This window comes from Chromohalobacter sp. HP20-39, assembly GCF_033052815.1.
Lineage (GTDB): Bacteria > Pseudomonadota > Gammaproteobacteria > Pseudomonadales > Halomonadaceae > Chromohalobacter.
On record NZ_JAWHTP010001059.1, the window covers coordinates 1 to 243 of the forward strand.

1 protein-coding gene is annotated in these 243 nt (G+C 58.0%); it reads left to right on the forward strand.

Annotated features, from left to right (window positions below):
* Positions 1-243: PD-(D/E)XK nuclease family protein (locus RVY79_RS21170; RefSeq protein WP_317466581.1), on the forward strand; the 243-nt coding region annotated here is incomplete at both ends.

Sequence of the window (243 nt, forward strand, 5' to 3'; positions counted from 1 at the left end):
TCGGCAAAGCCGACCTGCTTGTACAACTGCCCAAGGGGCAGTCCGTGGTGCTAGACATGAAATGGCGCGGCGACAAACGTTACGCCGCCTCTTTGCATGAAGGCCAGCATCTGCAGTTGGCCCTCTACTCTTCACTCTGCGAACAGCAAACGGGCACTGCGCCTGCTGCACTGGGCTACTTCATCCTCGAGTCAGGTGCAATGTTTGTGACGGCACCTGATGTCATGCCCGAAGCGCAGGTAC